Below are 20,684 nucleotides of genomic sequence, written 5' to 3'. Positions count from 1 at the left end.
GGCAGCCATGAAGTCCGCGCTGCTCCTCCTTGCCGCAGGGATTGCGGCCCTGCCCGCGCTCGCCCAGCAGGCCGAGCAGGAGCCCGAGGATCAACCAGCCCGCTACCTGCTGGGTGTCTCCGTCGCGAGCCGTCCGGAGTACGACGGTGCCAGCGCGCGCCAGACCAAGCTCAAGCCCCTGTGGGCTTTCCAGTGGGGGCGCTGGCGCATCAGCACCTCTGGCGGCAGCGCGCTGCTGGGTTTCGGCCGGGAAGGTGGCGGCGCGGGCGCCAGCACCGTGCTGGTCGACAGCGGCAAGCTGCGGCTGGGCGTCGCACTGCGCGTGGACAGCGGCCGCAGCAGCGGCGACGCCAGCACCACCGAGGGGCTGCCGGATGTGAAGCGCACGCTGCGCGCAAGGGTCTACGCCAACTACGGCCTCGCGCCCGACCTGAACCTCGGCGCCAACCTGTCCCAGGACCTGCTGGGTCGCAAGGGCGGGCTGACGGCCGGGATCGACCTGGGCTGGCGCTTCTACCGCAGCCCGACGCTGGAATGGGCCAGCGGTATCGGTTTGTCCGCTGGTGATGCGCAGAACATGCGCAGCTATTTCGGTGTGCCGGAGTCTGCCGTGGCCTCCAGCGGCAAGCCCGCCTACAACCCGGGTGCGGGCTTGCGCGACCTGCATGCCGGAGTGAGCTTCACGAGGCCGTTGTCCAAGCACTGGTTCGCCTTTGGCGGCGTGGGGGCCAGCCGGCTGCTCGGGCCGGCCGCGGATAGTCCCCTCACGCAGCAACGCAACGGCAGCTATGCCAACCTGGGCATCGCCTGGCGGAACTAGGGCTCGAGCCAGCGGTAGCGCCAGGCACTAGAACTTGATGCGGCCAAGCCAGATGTCGCGGTACATCGCCCAGTCGCCCATGAAGCTGTAGAGCGGATAGCTGAAGGTGGCCGGCCGGTTCTTCTCGAAGAAGAAGTGCCCGATCCAGGAGAAGCCGTAACCGCACAGCAGGCCGTACAGCAGCCAGATGAGCGCCCCGGTGCTGAACAGCTGCCACAGGCACACGAGAACCAGTGTCAGGCCGACGAAGTGCAGACGTCGGCAGACCTTGTTCCGGTGCTCGCCCAGGTAGAAGGGATAGAAGTCCGCGAAGCGGGAGAAGCGTTCCGTGCTCATGCGCCGATTCAAGCGCGGGTTGCACCCGGGCGGCAAGCGGGGATGCCCTCGCAATAATGACCCCATGCATTCGTTGTCCGGGGGCGATTTCGAGGTGGTCATCCTCGGCGCCGGCATGTCCGGCCTGTGCATGGCCATCCAGTTGCAGCGCGCCGGCATCCGGGACTTCGTGGTCCTAGAGAAGTCCGCCGGCATCGGTGGCACCTGGTGGGACAACCGCTACCCCGGGGCCCAGGTCGACGTGCCCGCGCCTGCCTACAGCTTCAGCTTCGCGCCAAACCGGCACTGGACGCACCGCTTCGCCGATGCGCACGAGATCCATGCCTACCAGCAGCGCCTGGTCGAGGATCATGGCCTGCTGCCGCATATCCGGCTCGGCCACGCCGTCGTCGAGGCCCGCTTCGATGCCGAGGCGGGCCGCTGGCGCTTGAGCCTGGATGACGGCAGTGCCATCAGCGCGCGTTTCTTCGTCTGCAGCACCGGGCCGCTGAGCCGGCCGCGCTGGCCCGACATTGCTGGCCTGGCAGGGTTTCGCGGCCGGTTGCTGCATAGCGCACGCTGGCCCGCCGATGCCGACCTTGCGGGCCAGCGCGTTGGCGTCATCGGCACCGGCTCGACCGCCGCGCAGCTGGTGCCGGCACTCGCCCCTGCCGTTGCACGCCTGAGCGTGTTCCAGCGCACGCCCAACTGGATCCTGCCGTGCGTGGACCGGCGCTATGGCCGGCTCGACCACTGGGCGATGCGCTTGCCAGCCTATGCCGCGCTGGCCCGCCATGCCTGGGTACAGGTGCTGGAGCTGGGGCGGCGGGGTTTTGACGAGGGCACGCTGGCGCGACGCCTGATGATCCGCGCCGCGGCCGCACACCTGCGCCGCCAGGTGGCCGATCCCGCACTGCGGGCGCGGTTGGCGCCGACCTATCCGCTGGGTTGCAAACGCATCATCTATTCCAACGACTACTACCGGGCGCTGGCGCAGTCCGATCTCGTGACGGCGCCCATCCAGGCCGTCACGGCCACCGGCGTGCAAACCGCGGACGGGCGCGAGCACGAACTGGATGCGCTGGTCTGCGCTACCGGCTTCGACACGGTGCGGCCGCTGGCCGGGCTGCGCATCATCGGGCGCGATGGGCAGGCGCTGGAGGAAGCCTGGCGTGGCGGCCCGAGCGCCTACCTCGGGCTGACGGTGCCGGGGTTCCCGAACCTCTTCCTGACGCTAGGCCCGAACACCGGCACGGGGCATACCTCCACGCTGCTCTTCATCGAGCCGCAGGTCGCGCATGTGTTGGCCTGCATGGAACGCGTGCGACAGGAGGGGCGGCGCTGGATCGCCGTGCGGGCCGATGTCTTCGCGGCCCAGGATGCCGCGGTGCAGCGTCGCCTGGCGGGGGCGGTCTGGAGCCACTGCAGCTCCTGGTACCGCGACGAGAATGGTCGCATCTTCGCGATCTGGCCGGGCTTCACGGGCGAATACGTGAAAGCGGTGCGCCGGCCCGACGCGGCGGCCTACGAGCTGGGCTGAAGCGCTCCCTTCAGCGCCCCCCTCAGCGCGGCCAGCACGGCGTCAGGCGCCTCTGCCATCAGCGCATGGCCGGCCGGCACCGTGTGGATGCGTGGCTTTAGAAGCTCCCCCAGGACGGCGGTCTGCCGGGGCGAGGTCATCTGGTCCAGCGCGCCGAGGATGAAATGCACCGGGCAGCCCACACGGGCCGCCGCGGCCTCGCCACCGGCATAGCGGTCGCAGACCTGGAAATCGTTCTCGAACAGGTTGACGGCCGTCTGGCGTGACTGCAGCCGCCGCATCAGCGCCATGGCGCCGCCACGCAGCCAACTGCCCGGGCCGGGGTAGCCGGGCTTGGCGCTGGCCAGCGAATGCGAGAACGCTGTGACCATGGCCATGGCGGCCTCGGGCTGCTCGCGCGCTGTCGTCAGCAGGGCTTCGGAGACCTTCATCGGGTAGGCCGTGCCGACCATGACGAGCGTCGAGGCGCGCCCCGCCGCTTCGAGCGCGATCAGCGAGCCCATGCTGTGCCCCACCAGGGCGGCCTTGCGCACGCCGGCCGCGTCGAGCAGCCGGTGCAGCCAGGCGGCGATGGCCTCGACGCTAGTCAGGGGCGCGCCGCCGCTGCGGCCATGGCCCGGCAGGTCAACGGCCAGCACGCTGTAGCCGTGGTGGGCGCACCAGCGCGCCAGCAGCGTCCAGACGCTGTGGTCGTTCAGCGCGCCGTGGATGAAGACGACGCAGGGCAGGGCAGGGTCGAACGTCTTGCCTCCGGTGTAGGCATAGACCTCGTGGGAGTCGACAGCGAGCTTCATGCGCCGCCTCCCGACTTTGCCGCCACCTTGAGCGCCCGCTTCAGGTCGTCGATGAGGTCAGCCGGGTCTTCCAGGCCGATGGACAGGCGGATCGTGCCCGGGCCGATGCCGGCGCTCCTCAGCGCTGCATCGTCCATGCGGAAGTGGGTGGTGCTGGCTGGGTGGATGACCAGGGACTTGGCGTCGCCGACGTTGGCGAGATGGGAGAAGATCTTCAGCGCCTCGATGAAGGCCCGGCCCTGTTCGCGGGTGCCCTTGATATCGAAGGAGAACACGGCGCCGGCGCCGCGCGGCAGCAGTTTCTGCGCGAGCGCATGGTCGGGGTGGGAGGACAGGCCTGGGTAGCCGACCTGGCCGACCAGCGGCTGCGCGGCCAGGAACTCGGCGACCGCCTGGGCGTTGGCGACGTGCCGCTGCATGCGCAGCGGCAATGTCTCCAGCCCCTGGAGCATGAGCCAGGCGGTGTGCGGGCTCATGCAGGCGCCGAAGTCACGCAGGCCCTCGCGGCGCGCGCGCAGCAAGAAGGCGCCGACGGTGCTCTCCTCGGCGAACACCATGCCATGGAAGCCGTCATAGGGTTCGCACAGCGTGGCAAACCGGCCGCTGGCAGCGTGCGCGGCCTCCCAGTCGAAGGAGCCGGCATCCACCAGCACGCCGCCGACGACGGTGCCGTGGCCGCAGAGGAACTTGGTGGCCGAGTGGTAGACCAGGTCCGCGCCCAGCTCGGCCGGACGCTGCAGATACGGCGTCGTGAAGGTCGCATCCACCAGCAGCGGCAGGCCGGCCTCGCGGGCGATGGAGCTGACGGCGGGGATGTCCAGCACGTCGAGGCCGGGATTGCCCAGGCTCTCACCAAAGAGAAGCCGCGTTTCGGGCCGGATGGCAGCGCGCCATGCGTCCAGGTCGCGGGGGTTCACGAACGTCGTCTCGATGCCGAAACGCTTGAGCGTGTAATGCAACAGGTTGTGGCTTCCGCCGTAGAGCGCCGTGCTCGCGACGATGTGCCCGCCAGCCCCCATCAGCGTGCAGATGGCCAGGTGCAGCGCAGCCTGGCCGCTGGCCGTCGCGATGGCGCCGACGCCACCGTCCAGCGCCGCCATGCGCTCCTCGAAGACGGCCGTCGTCGGATTGGACAGCCGGCTGTAGACGTGACCCGCGCGCTCCATGTTGAACAGCGAAGCGGCATGCTCGCTGGACTCGAAGACGAAGGAGGTGGACAGGTGCAGCGGCGTGGCCCGCGCGCCGGTGCACGGGTCGGGCGTGGCGCCGGCATGCAAAGCCAATGTATCGAAGCCCGGCATGGTGTTTTCTATGGTGTGGATGCGCGGGGATTGTGTGCTATGTTGCCCATGCATTTCGTCCCGGAGGCCCCTATGAAAGTCGTCGATATCCTGCGTGTCAAAGGCGGCACCCTGTTCACCGTTTCACCCGACGAGCCGCTCAAGGCGTCTCTCGCCATCATGGCCGAGCGGGACATTGGCTCGCTGGTCGTCATGGAGCACGGCGAGCTGGTCGGCATGCTGACCTTCCGCGAGGTCATCCAGGCCGTCGTCAAGAACGGTGGCGAGGTCGGCTCCACCATCGTCCGCACGGTCATGGACGACCACCCGCTGACCTGCACGCCCGAGACCGAGATCGACGAGGTGCGCCGCATGATGCTGGGCCGGCACGCGCGCTACATGCCCGTCATGAACGGCCGCACGCTGATGGGCGTCATCTCCTTCTACGACGTGGCCAAGGCGGTCGTCGACAGCCAGGACTTCGAGAACCGCATGCTCAAGGCCTATATCCGCGACTGGCCGGTCGAAGAGAACTCCGCCGAGGCCGAGCCCAAGCTGTAAGTCGTGCCGCCCGGCCTGCCGGCCGGAGGGCAGGCGCCGGTTCGCATCCCATGAAGGCGGCCTTGAAGGCCGCCTTCACCTTCTGGGGCGCACCTAGAATTTGACGATATGTCAGGCAGCACCTTCGGCGAACTCTTTCGCGTCACCAACTTCGGCGAAAGCCATGGGCCGGCCATCGGCTGCGTCATCGATGGCTGCCCGCCGGGCCTGTCGCTCAGCGAGGCCGACATCCAGCCCGAGCTGGACCGCCGCCGCCCCGGCACCAGCCGCCACGTGACCCAGCGCAACGAGCCGGATGCGGTCAAGATCCTTTCCGGTGTCTATGACGGCGTCACGACCGGGACGCCCATCTGCCTGCTGATCGAGAACACCGACCAGCGCAGCAAGGACTACGGCAACATCCTCGACACGTTCCGCCCCGGCCATGCCGACTACACCTACTGGCGCAAGTACGGCGTGCGCGACCCGCGCGGAGGCGGCCGCTCGTCGGCGCGGCTGACGGCACCCATGGTGGGCGCCGGCGCGGTGGCCCGCAAATGGCTGAAGCAGGCCTATGGCACGGAGTTCCGCGGCTGCATGACGCAGCTGGGCAGCCTGGAGATCCCGTTCGAAGGCTGGGAGCATGTCAGTCAGAACCCGTTCTTCGCCGCCAACGCCAGCAAGATCGCCGAGCTTGAGGCTTACATGGACGAGCTGCGCAAGGCCGGGGACTCCGTCGGCGCGCGCATCCGTGTTGAAGCCACCGGCGTGCCCGTTGGCCTGGGCGAGCCGCTGTTCGACAAGCTGGATGCCGACATCGCCTATGCGCTGATGGGCATCAACGCCGTCAAGGGCGTGGAAATCGGTGCAGGCTTCGGTGTCGTCGCGCAAAAGGGCACGGAGCATGGTGACGAGCTGAGTCGTGAAGGCTTCGCCAGCAACAACTCCGGCGGCATGCTGGGTGGCATCTCCACCGGCCAGGACATCGTGGCCAGCATCGCCATCAAGCCCACCAGCTCCATCCGCAGCCCCAAGGCCAGCATCGACCGGGCCGGCAACCCGGCGACCGTGGAGACTTTCGGCCGCCACGATCCCTGCGTGGGCATACGCGCCACGCCCATCGCCGAAGCCATGCTGGCGCTCGTACTGATGGACCATGCCCTTCGTCACAGGGCGCAATGCGGTGACGTGGCGTTGCCCGTGGCGCCGATCCCCGCAGCTCGTCCCGCCTGATCTGCAGTCTGTCCGCACCGGTACGGCCTGATCGCCGGCCGGTGCAGCTCAGCCCTCGCAAACCGCGTTTCGTCACAAGCACGCTGCGCCGCGGCGCCCTGATTTCTAGACTGCAAAGGTCTGTATCAGAGAGCGTTTGGGGGAGCCATGCGTAAGTCTTGGAAGTTGGGCGGCATTGCCGCCGTGGTGCTGGTGGTGGGCGGAGCCGGCGTGGCCGTCATGGCCAGCAAGGGTGACGGCCCGAAGAAGCCGGGCGACGACAAGCCCAAGACGGTGCTTGAGTTCGTGCCGAACGAAGTGGTCAAGCCGACGCTGACCGCCATGCCGGCCCAGATCGACTTCAGCGGCCCGCTGGTGGCGCCGGGCACGGTCGTCGTGCGGGCCAAGTCCAACGGCACCTTGCTCAACCTCGCCGTCGGCGAAGGCAGCCGCGTGCGGGCCGGCCAGGCTCTCGGCCAGGTCGACCTGGAAGAGCTGCGCTATCGCATCGCGGAACGCGGTGCGAGCGTCGAGGCCATGCGCGCGCAGATGGAGCAGGCTGAGCGCAGCTACAAGGCCAACGAGGGCCTGGCTGCCAAGAACTTCATCGCGCAGACGGCGCTGGACAACTCGCGAGCCGCCTACGAGTCGGCCCGCGCCAACTGGAATGCTGCCAGGGCCCAGCTCGACACCAGCCAGGTGACGATGCGTCAGGCCGCACTGGTGGCGCCCATCAACGGTGTCGTCGCCAAGCGCCACGCCCTGCCGGGCGAGAAGCTGGCGGCCGAACAGCAGATCTTGACCATCGTCGACCTGGCCAAGCTGGAGCTGGCCGGCCTCGTCGGTACCCACGAGGTGAGTCGCCTGCAGCCGGGCATGGTCGTGCAGGTCAGGGTCGAGGGCGTCGACGAGCCCGTCGAAGCCAAGATCGCGCGCATCGCGCCGAGCGCCGAGCCGGGCACGCGCTCCATCGGCGTGACGCTGGTGCTGGACAACCCCAAGGAGCTCTACCGCGCCGGCCAGTACGCCGTCGCCAAGGTGGTGCTGAAGGATGACACCCAGCGCCTGACACTGCCGATCACGGCCATCACGCGCAACTCCGGCCAGGAGCAGGTCTGGCTCATCGAGAACGGCGCGCTGGCGCGCCGCATCGTCACGACCGGCCGTATCGACGCCCGCGATGGCCGTATCGAGATCCTCAACGGCATCAAGCCCGACGCCCAAGTGCTGGGGGCGCGCTTCGAGAACCTGCGCGAAGGCGACAAGGCAGTCGTCGTTTCGGCCAAGTCCAAGATCGCCGTGGCTGCGGGCCAGGCGACGCTGACTCAATAACAAGACCACGATAAGAGAGGGCACCACCATGTGGATCACCCGTGTCTCCATCCAGAACCCGGTGTTCGCGACCATGGTCATGGTTGCGCTGTGCGTGCTGGGCATGTTCGCCTACGCCCGCCTGGGCGTCGAGCAGATGCCAGAGATCTCGCCGCCAGGCGCATACATCGACATACGCTACCCTGGCGCCAGCCCCGAGGCCGTCGAGCGTGAGATTGCCAAGCCGCTCGAAGAGGCGCTGAACACCATCGCCGGCGTCGAGCGCATCCAGTCGCGCAGCTTCGAAGGCCGGGTGCAGAGCAACGTCGAGTTCAGCCTGAACGCCGACATGGGCCGCGCGATGCAGGACCTGCGCGACCGTGTCTCGCAGGCCCAGGCCGCGTTCCCCAAGGATGCCAAGCCGCCCATGGTCGTCCGCTACCAGGGTGAGAACGCCCAGCCCATCGTCGTGATGGCGTTGCTGTCGCCAACCCGTGGTCCGCGCGAGCTGTCGATGATGGCCGACCTGATCGTCTCCAAGCGCCTTGGGCGTGTGGAAGGCGTGGCCAAGGTGGACGTGGGCGGCATGGTCACTCGCGAGGTGCGCATCGACCTTGACCCGATGCGCCTGCGCGCCTATGGGGTGACGCCGGCGGAGATCTCCAAGGCGCTGGCCGAGGCCAACGCCGACCAGCCCGTGGGCTTGCTGTCCGACGCTTACACCGACGCCACGCTTCGCGTCGAAGGCCGCGTGAAGGATCCCAAGGCTTTCAGCCAGATCGTTGTCGCGCGCCGCGGCAACCTTGCGCTGACGCTGGGTGATCTGGGCACGCTGGTTGAGCGTGAACGCGAGCGTGACAGCATCGCACGCATCAACGGCCAGCCCTCCGTGAGCTTCAACATCTTCAAGCAGCAGGACGCCAACATCGTGGCCACCGGCGACGCGGTCCAGGAGGCCGTGGAGGAGCTTCGCAAGGTGTTGCCCAAGGACGTCGAGCTGCGCGTCATCTACTCGAACAGCGACTGGGTCAAGGGTTCGCTGAAGGGCTTGAAGCACACGTTGATCGAAGGTGCGCTGCTGACTGTGGCCATCGTCTTCCTGTTCCTGCACAGCTGGCGCTCCACCATCATCACGGGCCTCACGTTGCCCATCGCCGTCATCTCCAGCTTCATCGCGGTCTATGCCTTCGGCTTCACGCTGAACTTCATGACGATGATGGCGTTGAGCCTGTGTATCGGCTTGCTGATTGACGATGCCATCGTCGTGCGGGAGAACATCGTGCGCCATGTCGGGATGGGCAAGGACCATCGCACGGCGGCCGCCGATGGCACCAACGAGATCGGCCTGGCGGTGATGGCCACCACGTTCGCAATCTGCGCGGTGTTCGTGCCCGTCGCCTTCATGAACGGCATCATCGGCCGCTTCTTCTACCCCTTCGGCATCACCGTCGCCGTGGCGGTGCTGATTAGCCTGTTCGTCAGCTTCACGCTGGACCCGATGATGTCCTCGGTCTGGCATGACCCACCAAGCGCACGCATTCGCCATTGGCCGGTCCTGGGTCACATGATCCGTGCGACTGACTGGGCCATGGAGCGTTTGCACGACGCCTACGAGCACCTGATTGACTGGGCCTTCTCCGGCCGTCGCTATCGTGTCTTCGTGCCGCCGATTCCCGCCTACGGCCGCCCCTTCGATGCCGCCGGCAAGCGCGACAAGGCCGCCAAGCGCGTCCTCCGTTTCGCGACGCTGACTCCGCGTGGCCTGGTGATGTGGGGCGCCGTGGGCAGTTTCGTTGCAGCACTGATGCTGGCCCCTCTGGTGGGCAGCGAGTTCGTGCCCGAGACAGACAACGGCTTCACGCAGATCAACCTGCGCCTGCCCAACGCCTCCAGCGTGGATCGCAGCAATGCCAAGGTACTGCAGGTGGAGGAACTGCTGCGTGCCTACCCCGAGATCAAGACGGTCTCCACTGTCGTGGGAGCGACGGGCGACAACTTGGCTACCGGCCGCAACCAGGCGGCCCTGAACATCAACCTCGTGGACCGTAGCGAACGCAGTCGCACGATGAAGGAGGTGGAGGACGCCATCCGCGCCGACATCGCCCGGCTGCCGGGTGTCGAGGTCAGCGTGGGCAACAACAAGCCCGTCTGGGTGACGTTGCTGGGTGCCGACTCCGAGGTGCTGACGCAGACTGCCAACGACTTCGCCGCCAAGCTCAAGAAAATCCCCGGCATCGTGGACGTCGACACCACCGTCAAGCCTGGCCTGCCTGCCTTCGCCGTGCGCCTGAAGGACTCGGCCGTTCGCGAGCTGGGCCTGACTGCGCCGCAGATCGCATCCAGCTTGCGCGCCTACGTCAACGGCGAGGTTGCCACCTACTGGACGACGCCAGACGGCAACCAGGTCGAGGTGCTGCTGCGTCTGCCGCGTGAGCAGCGCGAGCGCGTGGAGCAGATGGCCAAGCTGCCCGTGGCCTTCTCCAAGGACGGCGCGCCCATTGCGTTGGAGCAGGTCGCCACCATCGAGCCCGTGTTCAACCCCGAGGTGATCCGCCGCGAGAACCTGCAGCGCCGCGAGGCGGTGTTTGCTGGCGTGCAAGGCCGTCCCAGCGGGGACGTGAATGCCGATGTGCAGAAGCTCATCAAGGAGACGCAGCTGCCGCCGGGCATCAGCTTCAAGGTGGACGGCGCCGGCAAGCAGCAGGCCGAGGCCTTCAACGGCCTGCTTGCGGCCATGGGCCTGGCGGTCATCTTCATCTACATCGTGCTGGCCAGCCAGTTCGGCAGCTTTGTCCAGCCGATCGCCATCATGGCCTCGTTGCCTCTGGCGCTGATCGGTGTCATGCTGGCCCTGCTGCTGTGGCGCTCGACGCTGAACGTGTTCTCCATGATCGGCCTGGTCATGCTGATGGGCCTGGTGACGAAGAATGCCATTTTGCTGGTGGATTTCGCCAACCATGCCCGCAAGGCAGGTGCGACAGTCGCGGAAGCGCTGCGCCAAGCCGGCCTGACCCGCATGCGCCCCATCATCATGACGACGGCCGCCATGGTCTTCGGCATGCTGCCCATGGCCATCGCGCTGAACGATGGCGGCGAGATCCAGGCACCCATGGGTCGAGCCATCATCGGTGGCGTCATCACGTCCACGCTGCTGACGCTGGTCGTCGTGCCGGTGCTCTACAGCTATCTGGTGCGCGACAAGAAGAAGGTGGCCCAGGCGGCCGAGTCGGGCGCTGCCACGGCGTTGCCGCTGCACGGCATGCCCGGCGCGATGCCGGCGGACAAGGAATGACCCAAGACTGAACCCAGATCCCTCGAGCGCTCACGCGCCTGGGCCGGCCGCTTCGGTGGCTGGCCCTTTTTTGTTGGTGTGCCGGGCGGCGGGCATCCATTTGAACGCGATAGCCCCTACCTGGCTGGCATGCGGAATGGGTAGTCGGCTCTGAACAACCCGATTTAAGCCGCGCTTCAGCGCGGCGCGCAGCGAGTCGGGTATGGCCGTCCGGCGGCTCATCTGTGCGTACCTGAACACCGGCATCATGGATGGCGGAGTGAAGGTGGACCGCGATCAGGGCACGCCGCAAGGCGGGTCGCTGAGCCTGCTGCTGGTCGACGTGCTGCTCGACAAAGTCGACAAGGCAATGGAGACGCGAGGCTACAGCTTCACGCGCTCCGCCGACGGCTGCAACATCTAAGTGGACAGTGCAAATTCCGGGGAGTGGGTGATGGCGTGGCTCAGGAGGCTATACGGCAAGCTGAAACTTCAAATCAATGAAGCCAAGAGTGCGGTGCGCAGCGTCTTCGGACGCAAATTCCTGGGCTACAAGTTGTGGGAGGCCAAAGGGCGCGAGTGAAATGTGTAGTGGCCTACAAGACCTTGGATAACTTCAAGGCGCGTATCCGGATGCTCACCATGCGCTCATGCGGACGCAGCATGGCGCAAGTGGTGCCACCCCGCCTGCTGGGCTGGACGGGCTACTTCAGGATGGCGCAGACCCCGTACGTCATGCGCGAGCTGGACGAATGGCTACGCCATCGAATGAGGACATCCAACTGCGACAGTGGAAACGCGGAACAACGATGTATCGCGAACTGCTGTCGCTGGGCGCTCGTGCTGACGTTGCTCACTAGGTGGCGGCCAACAGCCAGCGCTGCTAGTGCAATAGCCAAATGGGGCTCAATGCGATCCTCAACTTTGCGTGGTTCGACCGACTTGGCCTGCCCGACTCTCCCAATCCCAAGCTCTCGAACCGCCTAGTGCAGACCCGTGTACCAGGCGGTATAGCAGGAGGGGCTCCATACGCAGGCCCCTATGCCGATGCGGCCATGGTTGATTGCGACGACATGCCGAGTCTCTGAGTGGGCTGCCGTTCTCTTCCCTCCCCGTGACAGCGATTCCGGGTTTGCACCAGGAGGATTGATAGAAAGGAAGAAGGTCGTTTGCAGCAGAATTGCGCGATTGATGTGGTGGCCTTAGATTCGCCGCATTGGAATGAAGCCAGCGCCCGTAGGGCAGTTGGCCGGACTCGCCGAGGGAGGCATTCATGACTAAATGGGTGGGCGCTTGCGTCCTGAACGGATGTGCGCCGGTGTTGGGCGTTATGGCGATCGCTGTCGCGCCAATGGATGTTTTCGCCGCCGGAGTCGATGTTTCGCAAAGCGGCAGTCCGAACTTCAGCTACCCGGTGGATCTGCCTATTGGGCCAAATGGCCTGCGGCCTCAAGTGACATTGGCCTACACCGGCGCCGGCAACGGCGTTCTGGGACAGGGATGGTCGCTGCAAGCGACCTCGATGATCTCTCGTTGCCCCACGAGCTATTTGATTGACGGCAAGTCCTTCCCCATATGGCGGCAGCCATCGGACAAGCTGTGTCTTGACGGCGAACGCCTTATTCAAACTGACAGCGCGGGCAATCCGCTCCAACCCACGACCACCAACGACGTGGCCGGCTTGTCGGGCTCCAGCTACCGCGAGTACAGAACTCAGGCCGACAAGCGTTGGCGGATTCGAGCCTACGGTATTGCGGGCATTAACAGCCCAAAGTACTTCATCGTTCGCGGAGCTGACGGGCTAGGGCCTGTTAACACAAACGCAATCCGTCAGCGATCAGAGCGAAGCTGATGAAGGCGGTGAACATGATGTCGAGCTTCTCGAAGCGGGAGAAGATTCGGCGATAGCCCTTGAGGCGGCGGAACAGGCGCTCGACTTCATTGCGGCGCTTGTACATCTCGCGGTCGTACTCCCAGGGCTCGATGCGCGTGCTCAGGGGCGGCACGACAGGGATGAACCCCAGGTCGAGTGCGAGCTGCCGAGTTTCGTTGCCCTCGTAGGCGCGATCCATCAACAGATGCAAAGGCCGATTGGGCGCACCGAGCCGCTTCAGCAGAGCTCGCCCCTCGGGAGCATCGTGCGCCTGCCCTGGTGACAGCGAGAAGGTTATGGCCGTGCGCGCGTCCGCCGCGACGAGATGGATTTTGGTGTTCCACCCACCACGGGATTTGCCGATAGCTTGCGGACCGTTTTTTTTGGCGCGCCGGTGCCATCGGGGTGCACCTTGACGCTGGTGCTGTCCAGCGACACCGCTTCAATCTTGATCTGCACGATCTGCGCCTGCTGCAATTGCTCGAAGGTCCGGTCCAAAACGCCCGACTTTGCCCAGCGGCTCATGCGCGTGTAGATCGTATGCCAGTTGCCGAAGCGCTTGGGCAAGCCGCGCCATTTGCAGCCGTGCTCAGCAACGTAAAGGATGGCATTCAACACCTGCAGATTCGACAGGCTGACGTTGCCGCGTTGCAGCGGCAAGCAGTGCTCGATCTGCGCGAATTGGGCTGCTGTGATCTCCATGCACTCACTGTCGCAGCCCAATTGCTTTGGTGCAATTAGTGTTAACAGGCCCTAGTTCGTGAGTATGGCCAAGGACCTGGGGCCGACGCCGCGTCCAACACCACCAGTCAGCCGCTGCCCTTGTCATGGGGGCTCTCGAGAGTCACCGACGCCGCGGGTAACACGATGGACTACTTCTATACCGCGCGGTCGATGAACTGGGGAAGTGTCAAGTATTGCAGGGATGGATCTTGCAACTTCAACTCGTTTTCCAACTCAGGCGACGAGTGGAATCTGGCCAGGATCACCTACGGCGGGCGAAGTGCATCTCCAGTTCAGCCCCACGCTTACACCGTTGACTTTGCGTACGAAGACAGGCCTGACGGTGTTGGAGATCGTTCTGAAGCTTATGTCGCCGGCTACAAGCTGCTGACCATCCAGCGCCTTAAAACAATCACGGTAACCGCGAACACGGCGCCGAGCCTGCCGGTCAAGTCCGTCAATCTGGTCTACGGCAGTGGCCCCATCACATCGCGCAGCGTATTGGGCAGCATCAAGGAGTGTGCTGGCAGCTCGGCGACGCTGTGCCAACCGCCTGTCAGCTTCAACTACAGCCCAGGCAGTTTGACATTTGCCACCAATGCGGGTCTCGGCAAGGATCACAACGGAGTCTCCAACGGCTTGGACACGTTGCCCCTGCTTGCTGATGGCAAAGGCGTCATTACCGGCGACTTCAATGGGGATGGCCTGACCGACATCCTGCGCTGGGCCGATAACCCGGCGGAGAACGTCCTGTACCTGAGCGAAGGCAACGGCAACTTCCGAAAGGTGCTGCCGGGTAGTGGGGCAGGGCAGTTCAACATCACCGATCAGAACCTGCTCTGGACCTATCGCGCGCCCTGGCCTTGGATCGGAAATGGGCGCAAGGATCTTTGCTTCCAAACCGTCGCTGCTGATTTCAATGGCGACGGCAAGGCGGACCTGTTGCGCTTCGCAGCTCCGGCGGCCGTGCAGGTGTCTGACTCCAACGGGACGACCGCGGTGAGTTGTCCGGGAGACAAGACGACCTATCTCTATCTGTCCAACGGCGATGGTTCATTCACTCGCTCGGTGGTGCGGAATGCGGCGAACCAAGTTGCTCTTTCGCTCGCGCGCACGGAAGGCTTGACCAACAGCAGCGTCGCTGGCTGGCGACAGGGCTACCAGAACTTTGTCGTGGGTGACTTCAACAACGATGGCAAGCTCGACATCCTGGCTCTGCGCGCAAGCACTGCGTACTACGAAGCCGATGTTGCCCAGCCAGGGCTGTATTGCTCAAGCAGTCAGCCATGCTCAACGGAGTTGTGGCTTGGCGTGGGCGACGGCACTTTTACAAAGACCACGCCCACCTTCTTTGGCCCCGTTAGCACTGATAGCGGGGCGTTCCATTGGGGCCCCTATCTGAACGGCTATTGGGTGCCCTACGTGCCCGTGGGCGGTTTGATGGCGGGCGACATGAATGGCGATGGTGTGCTGGATATCAGTGTGGGGCGGCACATCTATACGCAAAACGATGGCACAGCCAGCCTCGCCAACGGTGGCTACTACACCGGCAATCGTGATGGCTCCTGGGGCTCTCATGCCGTCAAGTCGATGCCTTGCAGCGGCACGATGGGCGACATGAACGGTGACGGCGTTCAGGACATGGTGTGCGACAGCATGCCGTACTTCGGTGTCAACATGCCTGAGGGATTTTTTGTCTTCGGGAATTCCTCCATGGGGGCATACGGCTATTCGATAGCTGGTTTGCCAGCGGGCGGGGGCTGGGTCGATGTCGATGGAGACGGCAAGGTTGACGTGTTGGTTAACTGGGCGCGCTCACTGGGCGACGGCTCTACGACATCGTTCACGACGCCGAACAATCTTTCCTCGCTGGCGTTGTACGGTGCCCCTAACTACCTCGTCGGCAACTTCTCTGGCAGCGGAGCGGTGGAGTTCCTGAGGACGAGTTACAGCTCTGCGACGTCGGGCTATGTGAACACCTTGTGGGTCAAAGCTGACCCCACCCCGCCGGATCTGCTGACGCGAGTGACCAGTGGCAGCGGTGCCGTCACTGACATCAACTATGCGAACCTGGGCAGTAGTGCTCGCTACGCCAGCGATCAAGGCACCGCCAACGCCTCGGCCTTGCCTATCAAGGACATGAGTTTTAACTTCCCAGTGGTGGTCCGCCTGAGCAGCGATTCAGGCGTGGGCACGGCCAAGGTGATCAACGAGTTTGGCTACGCCGGTGCCAAGGTGGATCTTGGAGGCCGAGGCTTCCTGGGTTTCCGGGAGATCCGCCAGCAGATGGACGCGCCGGACGGCACCAGCAAGCTCACGAGCGTGAGGCAGATGTTGCAGCAGTACCCCTACATCGGGTCGACGGCAGTGTCGGAGACCTACCTGGGGCCACTGAGTGCGATGACCGCGCCGCAAACCGGCACGCGCCTGAGCCGGGTGGAGAACACGTACTGCGACACCTATGCTGCAGCCGGCGCTCAGAACAGCGCCAGCGTCACGGCGCCATGCCCGGTTACGAGCAAGCTGCAACGCCCCTACGTCTACAAGAGCGTGCAGACCGGTATGGACTTGGCCGGCTACGCCACGCCCACGGTCACAACGACGCAAGCCTACAGCGGCGGCTACCTCTCCAACGTGCTGGTGCAGACGCAGGGTGTCGGTCCGGCCGGTACGGAAAACTTCAGCAAGCAAACCAGCTACGAGTACTTCGCTGACGACATCAGCGCAGACAACTGGAAGGTTGGTCGTGTGCAGAAGAGCACCACGAGTTCGACCGTCCCCAACAGCCTGAGCGCCATTTCGACGACGGCGGGCAGCCAGCCCAAGGCGAGCGCCACGACGGGCCAGTGACGAGACGAGAGCCTCGCACGAACAACTAACAAAGCCAGATCGAGCTGCGGGCTCGATCTGCGACTGAAGCAGGGAGTGAGAGACATGCGCATGAAGACGCTGAAGCGCGACAAGAGTCGCGCGTCGAGCCAATCGGCTTGGTGGAGTGCTGGATTGGCCGTGCTGGGAATGGCGCTGGTGCTGCCGTCATCGGCACAGACGCCCGCCGACCCCTACAGCTACAGCCGTGCCGTCTCGTACACCTATGACACGGCAGGTCGAGTGCTTACCGAGACCGTCGAGCCCGACAACCCTGCGCTGTGCGTCGTCAATACCTACGGCTACGACGTCTACGGCAACAAGAACAGCGCTACGATCGCCAACTGTGCCGGCGCCATTCCCACGCGCCAGCAGTTTGCGACGCGCACGGCCGGTGCTGACTACGCGCCGGCCACTACGCCTACAGCCACGATCAACGGGACGACGTTCTACCTGGCCAAGGGCCTCTACCCGTACGGCGCCACTAACGCGCTTGGCCACATCGACAAGTTCGAATACGACCCGCGCTTTGGTGCGGCCATCAAGGTCACGGCTGCCAGCGGCCTGATCAGCAAGACGACTTTTGACGACTTCGGCCGCAAGACCCGCACGACAGGACCGGACGGCACGTCCACCATTTACCGCTACTGCTACATCACCGGCCGCGTCAGCGACCTGACGAGCAACACCAGCGGCTGCGACGGCAACGTGCCCGCTGAGGCGCCCGCTGACGCGGTGAGCTATGTGCATAGCGAGCCGCGCGACACGGCCGACGCCAAGATGGGCCCCTCCAGCCGGATCTACGCAGACCGACTGGGTCGCGAGATCCGCAGCGCCACAGAGAGCTTCGACGGCCCGGGTCAGCCGACAGCCCTGGCGGCCAGCCTGATTGTCAAAGACACCGTCTACAGCGCCCAGGGCTCCAAACTCATGGAGACCCAGCCCTACTTCCTGGCCACGGGCTCCAGCACGGCCACAGGCTCACAGGATGTCGGCGTCACGCTCACGCGCTACGACGCGATGGGCCGGCCCACGGCGCTTTACGCCGCCGACATCAACGGCCTGGGTGGCAGCGGCGACAGCTTTAACCGCGACGGCGGCAGCTTCGGCTATGCCAACTACGGCAGCCGCACCATCAGCTCCACGCGCTACAACTACGCCGGCTCGAGCACCACTCTGATCAACGACAAGGGGCAGCAGCGCGTTGATGAGAAGAACGCCATCGGCCTGCTCGTGCGCGTGACCGACGAGGCGGGCGGCCAGTTGGCTCATCAGTACGACGCCTTCAACAACCTGCTCACGAGCAAGGACGCGCTGCAGAACATCACCGCGCTGCAATACGACATCCGCGGCCGCAAAGTCCAGCTCAACGACCCCGACTCGGGCATCTGGAAATACGACTACGACCCGCTGGGACAACTCGTCTGGCAGGAGAACCCCAACCAGCGCGCAGCGAGCACGGCCATCACCATGGTCTACGACAAGCTCGGTCGTATGACCAGCCGCAGCGAGCCTGAAGGTACGGGCGCCTGGACCTACGACGCCAACCTCGGCAACGGCATGAACTGCTTCAAGGGCGCGTTGTGCGCCAGCAGCTACGCCCGAGCCGGCACCAGCGACACCCGCACCAACGCCACCGCCTACGACAGCTACGGCCGCGTTGCGCGCAGCCTGACCACCGTCACCGGCACCGCACCCGGCCCGGCCATGGCCAGCGGCAACACCTACGACGCGACCACCGGCCGGCTGCTGAACAAGACCTACCCGACAGGCCTGCAGGTCGCCTACAACTACACGACGCGTGGCTTCGTGAAGCAGATGACGCTGCCGGCGAACGCGACGGTCAGCCCATTGCCCGCCACGGCAGGTGGCACGCCGGGCGTCAGCGTCAACTTGGGCGCGGGTAGCAGCCTATGGCAAGTCGGCATCATCAATGCGTGGGGCAAGATCGAACAGAGCACCCGAGGCAACGGCGTCGTCAGCCGAGGCAGCTATGAAGCCGCGACAGGCCGCACCACGGCGTTGAATGCCGGCACCGGTACCACCAAGGGCGTGGTGGACTACAGCTTCGCCTGGGACAGCCTCAACAACCTCATCTACCGCGCGGACAACATCGGTGACGCGGTGGCCGGCGCCGTTACTGAGAACTTCGAGTACGGCGACGCGCTGACGCGACTGACCAAGTACACCGTGAACGCTGCGGGCGTGCCTGGCGGTAGCCGCGTCGTGAACCTGCAATACAACGCGCTGGGCATGCTGCTGTCCAAGAGCGACGTCGGCACCTACACCTACCCGACGGCAGGCAGTGCACGCCCCCACGCGCTGAGTACGCTCAACGCCATTGAGGGCGCCACCACCAGCTTCGGCTACGACGCTGCCGGTAACCTCACCAGTGCCAGCAACGGCAAATACCGCAGCGTCACGTACACCAGTTTCAACCTGCCGGATAGTCAAAGCGGCATCGTGGGTGAGCCCGGTGGTGCGTATGGCGGCACAGCCACCCACACCTGGGTCTACGACGAAAACCGTGCCCGCATCAAGGAAGTGCGCACCATCACGGGCGGCTCACAGGCTGGCACGCGCACGCTGTGGTACCTGCACCCGGACAACGCAGGTGCTCTGGGCTTCGAGAGCGAGGTCAACAGCCCAACGACGCCGACTGCCAACAACCCGGCGCAGACCACGAACAGGCACTTCTTGAGCGTGGGCGGCCAGTCCATCGGCGTGATCATCACGCTGGGCAACCTGCCCACGCCAGGCAGCGATGGCAGCCTGGCGGGCCTGAGCAGCGTGACCATCAAGCGGCTGGAGTATTGGCACAAGGACCATCTGGGCAGCCTGCTGGCCACGACCGATCATGCGGCCCAGGTCACGCAGCGCTACGCGTATGACCCCTTCGGCAAGCGCCGCCAGGTCAATGGCAGCTATGACGCCTTTGGGGCCATCGTGATCGACTGGGGTGAGGCGGTCAACGCGGGCACCAACCGGGGCTACACGGGCCACGAGCACCTGGATGACATCGGACTCATCCACATGAACGGGCGGATCTTTGATCCGAGACTGGGCCTGTTCTTGCAGCCTGATCAGCGTATTCAGGAGCCAAAGAACCTGCAGAACTACAACCGGTACGCCTATTGCCTGAACAATCCGTTGACCTGCACCGATCCTACGGGCATGAATTTTATATTGACCAAGCAACGCTTGGCCAGTTCGGGGTCAATAGTTCAATCCGTCGCGACAGTGCGGGTGGGGGCTTCTGGGGGGCAGGGCGTTACGATGAAGATCGCCTCATCCGGCAGTGATTTCGAGTCGTATCAAATGATCGTGGATGGCGGGTGGTCAAATTGTTGGTCAATTTGCGATTATCTGCTTGATGAGAGTAAGTCGGATGATGGGGGTGATGCATTTTCATCCGGTTTTCGTGAATATAATCCAGATAATCCTGATAATCCAAAGGAAGGCTATAAATGCGTTTGGCCGGACTGTGTCGCCATTGGAGGGCGCCAGGATTGGGGTAGTGGCTTGGATGGCGATAATCGAGCCGCCAGCATTAATTTGACAACGATGGGCGGTGGCTGGGAAGGTGCATTTTCCGGCGTGGGTGCAGTAATAGGCACATGGGGCGGCAGAGCAGGAGGCGCTGCAGGCGGAGCAATTGTTGGGGAAATAGTATTTCCGCCTGGCGGTGGCGCTGTCGGGGCGACAGTCGGCGGCATCGCAGGCGGGCGGGTTGGTGGGCAAATAGGTGGCACCGTAGGACGCGCCATCGGTCGTGCCGTGAATGCGATACTTAACTCTGGCCCGAAAAAGGATGGCGAAGGTTCCACCCCAGAAGAGGTCGCTGCCAGTTCCGGTGGGCCGACTGCAGGTCGACCCGTAAGGCCTAGCGATCGCCAGCGTATTCTCGACCGAGACAAAGGTGACGATGGGAAATGGCGTTGCTGGCGCTGCGGATGGAAGAGCGAGGATCCAGAAGACTTTGATACCGGCCATAAAAACGTACCGAAATCAAAGGGAGGCAATTTGACTGATGGAAATCTTGCATGTGAGGGCCAGTCATGCAATCGAAGCGCTGGGAACCGTGGCGAGGTAAAGCCGGGAAGAGATTGCATGGGTCGGAGTTGCAGCAAGCCATAG

At 64.8% G+C, this 20,684-nt stretch carries 15 protein-coding genes; 11 read left to right on the top strand and 4 right to left on the bottom strand.

The window, feature by feature from the left end:
• The first annotated feature begins 7 nt into the window (after positions 1-7).
• Positions 8-820, top strand: coding sequence for a MipA/OmpV family protein (locus QM732_RS09675; RefSeq protein WP_415655955.1), 813 nt, complete (start codon positions 8-10; stop codon positions 818-820).
• Between the two features lie 27 nt (positions 821-847).
• On the opposite strand, the gene QM732_RS09670 is transcribed toward QM732_RS09675, so the two are convergent.
• Entirely contained in the window at positions 848-1,156 is a 309-nt protein-coding gene (locus QM732_RS09670) for an Mpo1-like protein (RefSeq protein WP_415655954.1), read from the bottom strand.
• A 64-nt stretch (positions 1,157-1,220) separates the two neighbouring features.
• Here QM732_RS09670 and QM732_RS09665 point away from each other — a divergent pair, with 64 nt between their 5' ends.
• Entirely contained in the window at positions 1,221-2,675 is a 1,455-nt protein-coding gene (locus tag QM732_RS09665) for a flavin-containing monooxygenase (protein WP_415655953.1), read from the top strand.
• On the opposite strand, the gene QM732_RS09660 is transcribed toward QM732_RS09665, so the two are convergent.
• Both QM732_RS09660 and QM732_RS09655 read right to left on the bottom strand, forming a co-directional pair.
• Positions 2,660-3,469, bottom strand: a complete 810-nt coding sequence (locus tag QM732_RS09660; protein ID WP_415655952.1) for an alpha/beta fold hydrolase — start codon at positions 3,467-3,469, stop codon at positions 2,660-2,662. The two genes, QM732_RS09665 and QM732_RS09660, sit on opposite strands and share 16 nt — an antisense overlap.
• Entirely contained in the window at positions 3,466-4,770 is a 1,305-nt protein-coding gene (locus QM732_RS09655) for an O-acetylhomoserine aminocarboxypropyltransferase (RefSeq protein WP_415655951.1), read from the bottom strand. The genes QM732_RS09660 and QM732_RS09655 overlap by 4 nt, the downstream gene beginning before the upstream one ends.
• Before the next feature lie 72 nt (positions 4,771-4,842).
• Between QM732_RS09655 and QM732_RS09650 the strand changes: the two genes are divergently transcribed.
• The 7 genes from QM732_RS09650 to QM732_RS09620 all read left to right on the top strand — a co-directional run bounded on the left by QM732_RS09650 (position 4,843) and on the right by QM732_RS09620 (position 12,935).
• Positions 4,843-5,310 (top strand): CBS domain-containing protein, encoded by a 468-nt coding sequence (locus tag QM732_RS09650; protein ID WP_415655950.1) that lies wholly within the window; start codon positions 4,843-4,845, stop codon positions 5,308-5,310.
• Positions 5,311-5,418: 108 nt separating this feature from the next.
• Entirely contained in the window at positions 5,419-6,522 is a 1,104-nt protein-coding gene (gene aroC / locus QM732_RS09645; protein WP_415655949.1) for a chorismate synthase, read from the top strand.
• A gap of 147 nt (positions 6,523-6,669) precedes the next feature.
• Entirely contained in the window at positions 6,670-7,833 is a 1,164-nt protein-coding gene (locus tag QM732_RS09640) for an efflux RND transporter periplasmic adaptor subunit (protein WP_415655948.1), read from the top strand.
• A 28-nt stretch (positions 7,834-7,861) separates the two neighbouring features.
• A complete protein-coding gene (locus QM732_RS09635; RefSeq protein WP_415655947.1) occupies positions 7,862-11,104 on the top strand; it encodes an efflux RND transporter permease subunit in 3,243 nt (1,080 codons plus the stop codon).
• A 202-nt stretch (positions 11,105-11,306) separates the two neighbouring features.
• Complete coding sequence (locus QM732_RS09630; protein ID WP_415655946.1) at positions 11,307-11,507, top strand: hypothetical protein; 201 nt, start codon at positions 11,307-11,309, stop codon at positions 11,505-11,507.
• A 209-nt stretch (positions 11,508-11,716) separates the two neighbouring features.
• Complete coding sequence (locus tag QM732_RS09625; RefSeq protein ID WP_415659359.1) at positions 11,717-12,070, top strand: group II intron maturase-specific domain-containing protein; 354 nt, start codon at positions 11,717-11,719, stop codon at positions 12,068-12,070.
• A 286-nt stretch (positions 12,071-12,356) separates the two neighbouring features.
• A complete protein-coding gene (locus tag QM732_RS09620; protein WP_415655945.1) occupies positions 12,357-12,935 on the top strand; it encodes a SpvB/TcaC N-terminal domain-containing protein in 579 nt (192 codons plus the stop codon).
• On the opposite strand, the gene QM732_RS09615 is transcribed toward QM732_RS09620, so the two are convergent.
• Positions 12,895-13,658 (bottom strand): IS5 family transposase gene (locus tag QM732_RS09615; protein WP_415654614.1). Its coding sequence is split into 2 segments (ribosomal slippage): positions 12,895-13,343 and positions 13,343-13,658, totalling 765 coding nucleotides; the frame shifts between segments, so codons are not numbered across the junction. The genes QM732_RS09620 and QM732_RS09615 overlap by 41 nt on opposite strands.
• A gap of 165 nt (positions 13,659-13,823) precedes the next feature.
• Here QM732_RS09615 and QM732_RS09610 point away from each other — a divergent pair.
• Together QM732_RS09610 and QM732_RS09605 are read left to right on the top strand one after the other, a co-directional pair.
• Positions 13,824-16,529 carry an FG-GAP-like repeat-containing protein gene (locus QM732_RS09610; protein WP_415655944.1) on the top strand — a complete coding sequence of 902 codons (2,706 nt, stop codon included), beginning with the start codon at positions 13,824-13,826 and terminating at the stop codon, positions 16,527-16,529.
• 90 nt (positions 16,530-16,619) lie between these two features.
• Positions 16,620-20,684 (top strand): RHS repeat-associated core domain-containing protein, encoded by a 4,065-nt coding sequence (locus QM732_RS09605; RefSeq protein ID WP_415655943.1) that lies wholly within the window; start codon positions 16,620-16,622, stop codon positions 20,682-20,684.

It is taken from the genome of Roseateles sp. (genome assembly GCF_047654805.1).
Classification (GTDB): domain Bacteria; phylum Pseudomonadota; class Gammaproteobacteria; order Burkholderiales; family Burkholderiaceae_C; genus Pelomonas.
This window is presented reverse-complemented; position numbering and strand designations above follow the sequence as displayed.